Source organism: Sphaerospermopsis sp. FACHB-1094 (genome assembly GCF_014696195.1).
Lineage (GTDB): Bacteria > Cyanobacteriota > Cyanobacteriia > Cyanobacteriales > Nostocaceae > Sphaerospermopsis > Sphaerospermopsis kisseleviana.
The window spans coordinates 1-7150 of the sequence record NZ_JACJPT010000173.1 but is presented as its reverse complement, the minus strand read 5'-3'; the positions used below and the strand labels follow the sequence as shown (position 1 = coordinate 7150).

Below are 7150 nucleotides of genomic sequence, written 5' to 3'. Positions count from 1 at the left end.
GATTTCAAGAGATGGCAAAGAAATTTTCAAATCTCCTCCTGACTCCTGACTCCTGACTCCTGACTCCTATGCCCTCACGGAAAGACTTTCTCAGCAACCCCTATCTAGATTATTATGGTTTTTGCGGGTATCTTTCATGACTTTACAAACATCCTTTTAGGGCTGGAGTGATTTTACAGGCAACTTAGTACCGCATCTTTTACAATATTCTGCATCTGCATCATGAAAACCTAAACCGCAACTAGAACAAACATTTTCTACCTGATTCGCGGTTTTCACCAACCGTTTAATTAAATCACCTACCTGCCAGGGAATCAAAGCAACTCCTGTTAAAATCATCAATACTGTGAGCAAACGTCCTAATTCAGAAATGGGTGTTAAATCTCCAAATCCTACCGTTGTCATTGTTACAACTGAAAAATAAAAGGCATCTAAAAAAGTGCCAAAGTTTTGTGGGTTAACTGGATGCTCAACTTGATAAATTAAGCCTGAATATACAAAGATGATGGCAAATAAAGTAAATAATATCCGCGTAAAAATTACGCCATCTTCGTTGCTAATAGTACCAAATAAAAATTTACTATCTATAAACCTCAGTAAGCGCAAAATGCGGAACCATCGCAATAAGCGGATAAATCTAATATCTACAAAACCAATTAAAGATGGTAAAATAGCCATTAAATCAATAATTGAATAAAAACTAAAAATATATTTAAGTTTATTTTCTGAACTCCATAAACGTAGTGCATACTCTATGGTAAAGATTATTAATATGCAAGTATCTAATGCTCTTACTTCTAAACGAGCATCACGAGAAATATTATAAGTTTCCGCTACGAAAATTCCCGATGATAATAAAACTAAAGACGCAATTGTTAAATTAATTGCTTTCCCAATTGGAGTTTCTAAGTCTGTTAAGTAAAATTCTATTTTAGCTCGATTTAATAACATAATATCATCAAAAAAAATAACTAATTTATAAGCACAACGCTAAAAATGCGCTATTATCAAGAATAATCCTATTTAAATTTCCTGTAAAGATGAACCAAGAATCCCAAGAATATTTTATGAGTCTGGCCATAGAAGAAGCAAAAAAAGGAGATGCGCCCTATGGTGCGGTGATAGTTAAAGATAATCAAGTAGTTGCAGTAGCTTATAATACTGTCAGTAGAGACAGTGATCCATCAGCCCATGCAGAAATTAATGTTATTCGTAATTTAACCGCTAAACTGAAAAATCCGGCTTTAGATGGTTATTCTATATATACCACAGGTGAACCTTGTCCCATGTGCGCTAGTGCTTGTGTATGGACGGGGATATCAGAAATTATTTATGGTGCTTCAATTGCAGATTTAATTGCTATAAATCAAGGACAAATTAATATATCTTGTGAAGAAGTTATCGCTAAATCATTTAGAAATATCAAGGTAACAAAAGGAATTTTAAGGCAGGAATGTCTAAAATTATTTGCATAAAAAAAGCCCTATAGCAATCCTGAGCAGTTTGTGAGAAAATACGGAAATAGGAAAAAAGTAAATTTGAGAACTGGGGTGTGGGCTACAAATGTGGATACAATTATTAGAGGATTTTATCAAAAATAGTCAAGAGCCACGTGAGATTAAGCGAGCTACAGCAGTAAAAATGTTGCTACGTGGATATAAACATGAGGAGATAATGCCAATATTAGATGTCTCATCTGGGTTTATTAGTACCTACAAGAAAGCGTTTTTTCAAAAGGGAATTGATGGTTTAAAACTCAAGTACAAAGGAAGTAAAGGATTTCTTTCTAATATTCAACGTGCCGAGGTAATGGAATGGTTGTAAATTAAAGAAAAATGGACATTGAATGAATTAGAGTATCATATAGCCTCAAAATATGGAGTGACATTCGCCTCAAAACAAAGTTACTACGAGATATTTGATGCTGCTAATATTAGCTGGAAGAAAACACAGGCAAATAATCCAAAATATAACCAAGAATTAGTGGACTCAAAAAAAAGAGATTTGTGAGTTGTTGGAGACGCGAAGAGCGGAAATAGAGGCAGGAGAGCTAGTAATATTTATGGTTGACGAATGTCATTTATTATGGGGAGATATATGTGGTTATGTCTGGGGAAAACTTATCGCCAGTACATTTTTTACCAATTATCAAGAATAACTAACTCGAAAAATCTAATTCATTCTCAATCCTGTATTCAACTCTGTTCCCTATTCCCTATTTCCTGCTATAACATCAGGCTATGGAATAGGTTTATTTATAGTTTCAGATAGCTTAATTTTATGGATAGCAAAATGCCATATTAAACCCATACCAATTAAACCAAAACTGATTAACCATATCTGCCACTCTATCCAAAAAGCTAAAAACAGACAGGATAACAAAGCTATCCAGCTTAACCATTTAGGATACAATCGTTCTTCATCACTTAATTTTAAGGCTGCTAAACTAACAATAACACAACGGTATAAACCACCAAAAGCACCAAAAGACCAAGTAGTTTTCACATTACCTGTTAAAACCAAAAGCATAATCACGGCACAGATAAAATATACTGCCCAATAAGGTGTAGTCTCAGAACTATTTAACTTGGCCATAAAGTTGGGCATATCTCCCCGTCTTCCCATTGCTAATAGTAGGCGAGATAATCCCAGAATAATACTGAGGAGGACACTAAGCATAGCAGTAGTAGCCCCAATTGCTAATATCTTAGATGCGCCTGGAATACCAAAACTTAAAGCTACTCTTTCTAAAGAAGCTGTTTGTGCTGTTGTATCACTTAAAGCATCTGCACCAATAGAACCTAAACTAACTATTGCTACTCCTACATACAGGACTAGAGTAATGAAAATTGTCAATAAAATTGCTTTAGGGATGTTTTTACGTGGTTCTTTGATTTCTTCAGCAACCATAGCAATACGAGCAGCACCATTATAAGCAACAAACATTAAAGCAGTAGATTCTAGCAAATGTTGGAGCAAATTACCTGAATTTTCTGGAATAAAAGTTAAATATTCAAATCCTGTACTAGCATGAACAAATAACCCAGTAACTATTAAGAAAAACAGGGAGAAAATGGTGATAAAAACTGTTATTGTTGTCGCTATCTTAGAACGCTTCATCCCTCCAAGCACAACTAAGGTAAGTATGACAACAGCAACTTCAGCAACAGGTACAATTAACCCTTTGTCAAATAGTCCTAAGGCATTAAGGAAATAGCCAGCAAAACCAAGAGCCGCCGTGGCTGCAACAGCAGTTTTACCTAACAGATAAATCCAGCCACCAGTAAATCCTAGCCAATGGTTGAGATATTTATAACCATATTCATAAATTCCTCCACTAACGGGATGATTTGCTGCTAGTTGAGCCAGATTCAAACTATTACAAGCTGATAATAATCCAGCTAAAATTAATGCAAAAATTACAGCCAAACCAGATAGTCCAGCAGCTATACCAAGACTAACAAAAATACCTACACCGATAACTGAGGCTAGTCCAATAATGGTAGTATCAAACCAACCTAATTCTCGTTTCATTTCATGCTGAAGTTTTGTCTCTGAATCTGACATATAGTAGTCCGGTTTGATTTCTAAATTTATTTGTGTGGGCAGGGTAGAGGAAGGAGCAGGAAACAGGAAATAAGGTTTTCAGTATTTTTTTGAGTTGAAAGTCCCTAAGTCCATAGATGAGAAGAAACATAAACATTACCAGAAAATAATAACCGGGCTGTTCGGATCACCCCTGCACGCTCAATGACTATTTCTGATCCTTCCTGATGAATAACTAAGGAAATTTCTAGTTTTCCCGAAGGATGCTCAATAATGATATTTTGCTGCTGGGAGTCTGTCACTTTGGCAATACCATCAGCAACAGAACCTGGCAGTAAAGTGGAGGAGGCCACGCATATAGCACCAGTGACAGCATGAGCAGCATGACAAGTATCTGGAACAAAGTAGCGGGAAGTAATACTACCTCCCTGACGTGGTGGGGCAATAATGGCGAATTTGGGAATTACACTGTTGGCAACATTACCTAATCCCATTCTTTCACCTGCCAAACGACGAATTACCTCGATCTTCTGCAAAAAAGCAGTATCAGCATCCAATTCTGTCTTAGTTTCATAACCTGTTTTACCAAAAGCTTGAGCTTGTGCGATCGCCATTGGTACGGCAACATCAATACAGGTGACTTGTACTCCTTCAATTTCTTCACTTGTATAACCAGTGGGTAGAAGTTTACCCGTCTTAGAACCAACAATTTTCATGAAGTTGAGTAAAATCGGTGCTGCTGAACCAGGTACACCATCAATGACTGTATTACCTTCGTAAGTTACCTGACCACCGGGTGTACACACCACAGCTTCAATGAGTGAACCTGTGTTAACGGCATGAATCTTAACTGTAGTTTTGCCATCTACAGCTGCAACCAAATTTCTTTCTATTGCAGCTGGTCCAACACCTGCCAGAATATTACCACAGGAGGGTGCAAAATCAACTTTTGGCTGAAGTACGTTGACCTGGGCAAATAAGTAATCTACATCTGCCCATAGATGTTGAGATGGCGATAGGATTGCTACTTTACTGGTAAGAGTTGTACCACCACCAATACCGTTAATTTGTCGTTCATCTGGCGAACCCATCACCGCCAAGAGAACATTGTTTCTTGATATTTCATCACTGGGTAGATCCTGTTTGATAAAATAGGGTCCCCGTGATGTTCCACCACGCATAAACAAACAAGGTATTCCTATTTGCATTTACAATAAATTAATTTACAACTGCTAATGTTCTTAAAATGTCTCCAGAATTTCCTATTGGCGGTAAAGTCCGTGTCGTCACATTACCACCATACATTAAAACTGCTGACCCCATGCCCATGTTACGTCCTCCTGATGTGATTAGCGTCGGTGAAGAAGGTATAGTTATTGACCGCCGTCCTGGAGGATATTGGGGTGTACGTTTTGCTAGAGGTACTTTCCTCATGGATAGTCAATATATTGAAAGTACAGAAAATCCGCTGAGATAAGGGACTTCCAGATAAAAAAAATATACAATTAATTCTTGTGGGGTAGGCCGGACAGCCTGCCCTTAAACCCGGACGGACTAGAAGCCCATCCCACAAGATTGGATAATCTCCCATAAGATTGGATAATTTATTTCTTGGAAGTCCCTAAGATCCCCGACTTCTTCAAGCAGTCCGGGAACTCGAAAGAATGTTAACTTATGTTAAGTTATGATTCTGGTTTGCAACAATGATTTCACGACGCAATTTTATTACCATTTTATTGGCTGGTTGTTTATCCTTCATTAGTTGGCTGAACTTTACCCCCACTGCTGCTGCTTTGGGTGGTAAACTACCTGCAATCAACCAACCCGCGCCTAATTTCACTTTACCCACCAATACAGGAGATGGTAAAATTTCCCTTTCTGACTTACGTGGTCAGTGGGTAGTTTTATATTTTTATCCCAAAGATTTCACCTCTGGCTGTACAATTGAAGCGCGGCGTTTTCAACAAGACTTACCCAAATATCTAGAAAAAAATACTCAGATTATTGGTGTCAGTGCGGATGATATTGATTCCCACGCCGAATTTTGTGATTCTGAGGGTTTAAAATTCCCCCTTTTGGCGGATACTGATGGTGCAGTGAGTAAAGCTTATGGTTCTTGGATTGGCTATGTATCCATGCGTCATAGTTTTATCATCGATCCCCAGGGTATTTTGCGGGAAACTTTTGTCAAAGTCAATCCCACTATTCACAGTCAGGAAGTTTTAGCACGACTGGAAAAGTTACAATCAGATAATGGGTAATTGGTAATTGGTAATTGGTAATTGGTAATTGGTAATTGGTAATTGGTAATTGGGTTATTAACCTCCCCCTGCTCCCTGCTCCCTTGCTTCTTCACTGTCCCCAGTCACCTATTACCAACAAAATCTCTAAATCATTTCTAATCAGGTGCTTTTTACAGATGAATCATGATCCGTTTATTGTTTCTCCAGGGGCTAAAATTTCCTTAAAAGATGATTATGACCCCAGTTATAAAGCTGAATATCATGAAAAAGCTGAGGCGAAAAGAAAATTAAAGGCTGGTATCAAAGAATTAGCGAATTATCAAAATATTCTCTATGCTCAAAATACTTATGCTTTGCTGATTATCTTGCAAGCGATGGATGCTGCTGGTAAAGATAGCACTATTAAACACGTGATGTCTGGGGTGAATCCTCAAGGATGTCAGGTTTTTAGCTTTCAAGAACCTAGTGATGAAGAATTAGATCATGATTATTTGTGGCGTTCAATGAAAGCTTTACCCGAACGGGGAAGAATTGGTATATTCAACCGTTCTTATTATGAAGAATTGTTGGTGGTGCGCGTCCATCCAGAACTTTTAGAAAAACAACAACTGCATTATATTCCGCATGGTAATCAAATCTGGCAGCAGCGTTTTCAGGAAATTAATAATTTTGAAAAATATTTGGTGAATAATGGAATTGTTGTTCTGAAATTTTTTCTCAATGTCTCAAAAGCAGAACAGAAAAAACGCTTTTTAGATAGAATTGAATCACCAGAAAAGCATTGGAAATTTTCCCCTAGTGATGTGCGGGAACGTGGTTTTTGGGATGATTACATGATGGCTTATGAAGACGTTTTTAACCACACCAGTACAGAATATGCACCCTGGTATATTATACCTGCCGATCGCAAGTGGTTTACCAGGTTGGTTGTGTCAGATATTATCTGCACTAAATTAAAAGAATTAAATTTACAATATCCTACTGTTAGTGAAGAGCATAAGCTTATGCTTTTAGAAGCTAAGAGAATATTAGAAATTGAAGATGAATAAAAAGCACTGTATGAGTTTTAACTTCGTATGTCTTTGGGAAGATATTTATTTTGTCTACTTGACTTTTTTCATGACTATTGGTTAAATTTTAGCTTATGATTAACATTCTTGAATATTCCAGTCCTGTTTTTATAAGTCCAGGCAAATTAAGCGATAAGACTATATAGCGTTTCCCAGTCTCATGAGGTACACCATAATTTATTTACTGTTACCAATTCCCAATTCCCAATTCCCAATTCCCAATTCCCAATTCCCAATTCCCAATTCCCAATTCCCAATTCCCAATTCCCAATTCCCAATTCCCAATTCCCA

General features: G+C 37.2%; 7 protein-coding genes and 1 pseudogene. 5 read left to right on the top strand and 3 right to left on the bottom strand.

Features of this window, described 5'->3' with window-relative positions; genetic code table 11:
- Positions 1 to 156: 156 nt before the first annotated feature.
- Entirely contained in the window at positions 157 to 951 is a 795-nt protein-coding gene (locus tag H6F47_RS26130) for a potassium channel family protein (protein ID WP_137667782.1), read from the bottom strand.
- An 89-nt stretch (positions 952 to 1040) separates the two neighbouring features.
- Here H6F47_RS26130 and H6F47_RS26125 point away from each other — a divergent pair, with 89 nt between their 5' ends.
- Both H6F47_RS26125 and H6F47_RS26120 read left to right on the top strand, forming a co-directional pair.
- A complete protein-coding gene (locus tag H6F47_RS26125; RefSeq protein ID WP_190348556.1) occupies positions 1041 to 1475 on the top strand; it encodes a nucleoside deaminase in 435 nt (144 codons plus the stop codon).
- A gap of 94 nt (positions 1476 to 1569) precedes the next feature.
- A pseudogene (locus H6F47_RS26120) lies at positions 1570 to 2119 on the top strand (winged helix-turn-helix domain-containing protein); the annotation flags it as partial.
- A 119-nt stretch (positions 2120 to 2238) separates the two neighbouring features.
- Here the strand turns inward: H6F47_RS26120 and H6F47_RS26115 are convergent.
- Both H6F47_RS26115 and H6F47_RS26110 read right to left on the bottom strand, forming a co-directional pair.
- Entirely contained in the window at positions 2239 to 3567 is a 1329-nt protein-coding gene (locus H6F47_RS26115) for an APC family permease (RefSeq protein ID WP_096569426.1), read from the bottom strand.
- A gap of 104 nt (positions 3568 to 3671) precedes the next feature.
- Positions 3672 to 4754, bottom strand: a complete 1083-nt coding sequence (locus H6F47_RS26110; protein ID WP_096569429.1) for a 4-oxalomesaconate tautomerase — start codon at positions 4752 to 4754, stop codon at positions 3672 to 3674.
- A gap of 38 nt (positions 4755 to 4792) precedes the next feature.
- On the opposite strand from H6F47_RS26110, the gene sipA reads away from it, so the two are divergent.
- The 3 genes from sipA to H6F47_RS26095 all read left to right on the top strand — a co-directional run bounded on the left by sipA (position 4793) and on the right by H6F47_RS26095 (position 6838).
- Positions 4793 to 5023 carry a regulatory protein SipA gene (gene sipA / locus H6F47_RS26105; RefSeq protein WP_096569432.1) on the top strand — a complete coding sequence of 77 codons (231 nt, stop codon included), beginning with the start codon at positions 4793 to 4795 and terminating at the stop codon, positions 5021 to 5023.
- Between the two features lie 226 nt (positions 5024 to 5249).
- Positions 5250 to 5807 (top strand): peroxiredoxin, encoded by a 558-nt coding sequence (locus tag H6F47_RS26100; RefSeq protein ID WP_190348555.1) that lies wholly within the window; start codon positions 5250 to 5252, stop codon positions 5805 to 5807.
- Positions 5808 to 5965: 158 nt separating this feature from the next.
- Positions 5966 to 6838, top strand: a complete 873-nt coding sequence (locus H6F47_RS26095) for a polyphosphate kinase 2 family protein (RefSeq protein ID WP_137667779.1) — start codon at positions 5966 to 5968, stop codon at positions 6836 to 6838.
- Positions 6839 to 7150: the final 312 nt, after the last annotated feature.

Excerpts from the sequence above, each read along its gene's own strand:
- H6F47_RS26125 (WP_190348556.1), top strand. The coding sequence starts at position 1,041 with ATGAACCAAGAATCCCAAGAATATTTTATGAGTCTGGCCATAGAAGAA.
- H6F47_RS26100 (WP_190348555.1), top strand. The coding sequence starts at position 5,250 with ATGATTTCACGACGCAATTTTATTACCATTTTATTGGCTGGTTGTTTA.
- H6F47_RS26130 (WP_137667782.1), bottom strand. The coding sequence starts at position 951 with ATGTTATTAAATCGAGCTAAAATAGAATTTTACTTAACAGACTTAGAA.
- sipA (WP_096569432.1), top strand. The coding sequence starts at position 4,793 with ATGTCTCCAGAATTTCCTATTGGCGGTAAAGTCCGTGTCGTCACATTA.
- H6F47_RS26095 (WP_137667779.1), top strand. The coding sequence starts at position 5,966 with ATGAATCATGATCCGTTTATTGTTTCTCCAGGGGCTAAAATTTCCTTA.
- H6F47_RS26110 (WP_096569429.1), bottom strand. The coding sequence starts at position 4,754 with ATGCAAATAGGAATACCTTGTTTGTTTATGCGTGGTGGAACATCACGG.
- H6F47_RS26115 (WP_096569426.1), bottom strand. The coding sequence starts at position 3,567 with ATGTCAGATTCAGAGACAAAACTTCAGCATGAAATGAAACGAGAATTA.